Raw genomic sequence first — 1,550 nt, 5'->3', positions numbered from 1 at the left:
AGAGCAAGTTCAAGGACTGGCCCTTCGCTGCCAGCCCCAAGGGCCACATCGCCCTGCAGAACCACGGCGACGACGTCTGGTACCGGAGCATCAAGGTGCGGGTGCTGAAGTAGCCTCTACCCACATCTGTCATCCCGGTTTTGCGCAGCGCAATGACCGGGGACCCAAGCGTCGATCTCTCAGGATGGATAGCCACGTCGAGGCCGTGCATGTCCTGCAGCATCGACGCTCATGGGTCCCGGGTCTTTGCGCTGCGCGCAAGACCGGGATGACACTCGGGGGGGACTACGTCGCCCAGGCCCGCCCGATCTCCTTCATCGGCACGCAGCCCCGGTAGTCGCCGGGGACGGGGTCGTAGCGGAGGGTGACCGTCGCGCCGGGCTTCGAGGTGAAGTAGCCGATGGTCATCAGGTCCTTGAGCGACCCGAACGCGTGCGGCTTGCCGCGGGCGGCGGCGGCCTCCTGGTCGTAGCGGGTGAGGAGCGCCGTCTGCTGGGCGGGCGCGAGGTCGATGAAGGCCTTGCCGTGGGCGGCCCTCGCGTCGGCGTCCATGCGGGCGAGCCCCCCCTTGATGAACTCGGCCTGCGCCGGTTCGAGCCAGCCCTTCACGGCGCGGTCGACCATCTGCGGCACGCCGGCCTCGCGGGCGCCGGGCGTGTCGGTCTTGGGGTAGATCAGCTCGGCGACTACATCGACCAGACGCGCCTGTTCGGCCGTGAACGCCGTGGGCGTCCAGGCGAGCGGCGCGGGCTGGGCCCAGGCGACGCTGGCGCCGCCGGCGGTGAGCGTGAGCGAGAGGCCGAAGAGGGCGTCGCGTCGGTTGATCAGCATCGTCCGTCCCTCCCCTAGAGCTCGCCGCGCTTCTTCGCCTGCACGGCATGGTCTGCGGCCCGCGCAGTCAGCGCCATGTAGGTGAGCGACGGGTTCACGCACGACGCCGAGGTCATCGCCGCCCCGTCGGTCACGTAGACGTTCTTGCACTCGTGCACCTGGTTGTGCGCGTTCAGCACCGAGGTCTTGGGATCGCGACCCATCCGCGCCGTGCCCATCTCGTGGATGCCGAGGCCCAGCGCGTAGTCGCCGTCCATCGTCTGCACATTCTTGAAGCCCGCCGCCTCGAGCATCTCGGCCGCCGCGGCCTGCATGTCCTTGCGCATCGCGAGCTCGTTCTCGCGGATCGACCCATCGAAGGTGAGCGTCGGCAGGCCGTACTTGTCCTTCTTGTCCTTGTTCAGCGTCACCCGATTGTCGGCATAGGGGAGGATCTCGCCGAAGCCGCCCAGCCGCACTATCCACGGCGCAGGTTGGGAAAGCTCGGCCTTGCGAGCCGCACCGAAGCCGGGCGCCGACAGCGCCCGTGACCAGCCGGGCCGACCTGCGCCGCCCTGGTAGCCGAAGCCGCGCAGGTAGTCCTTCCGTTTGGTGGCCGCATCGCCGAGGTTGCGGAACCGCGGGATGTAGACGCCGTTCGGCCGCCGGCCCGAATAGTAGCTGTCCTCAAACCCGGGCGCCTCGGCCTGGGCGCCGGCCGCCAGGTGGTGGTCCATGAT

Annotated in this window: 3 protein-coding genes; 1 reads left to right on the top strand and 2 read right to left on the bottom strand. The window is 69.0% G+C overall.

Features of this window, described 5'->3' with window-relative positions; all coding sequences use genetic code 11:
- Positions 1–113, top strand: a 113-nt coding sequence (locus tag VGD44_RS26565; protein ID WP_414694718.1) for a family 16 glycoside hydrolase, incomplete at its 5' end; no start/stop codon positions are given.
- A gap of 172 nt (positions 114–285) precedes the next feature.
- On the opposite strand, the gene VGD44_RS23610 is transcribed toward VGD44_RS26565, so the two are convergent.
- Together VGD44_RS23610 and VGD44_RS23605 are read right to left on the bottom strand one after the other, a co-directional pair.
- Positions 286–831 (bottom strand): gluconate 2-dehydrogenase subunit 3 family protein, encoded by a 546-nt coding sequence (locus VGD44_RS23610; RefSeq protein ID WP_331090834.1) that lies wholly within the window; start codon positions 829–831, stop codon positions 286–288.
- Between the two features lie 14 nt (positions 832–845).
- On the bottom strand, positions 846–1,550 hold a 705-nt coding region (locus tag VGD44_RS23605; protein WP_331090833.1), incomplete at its 5' end, for a GMC family oxidoreductase.

It is taken from the genome of Phenylobacterium sp. (genome assembly GCF_036402295.1).
GTDB lineage: Bacteria > Pseudomonadota > Alphaproteobacteria > Caulobacterales > Caulobacteraceae > Phenylobacterium.
This window is presented reverse-complemented; position numbering and strand designations above follow the sequence as displayed.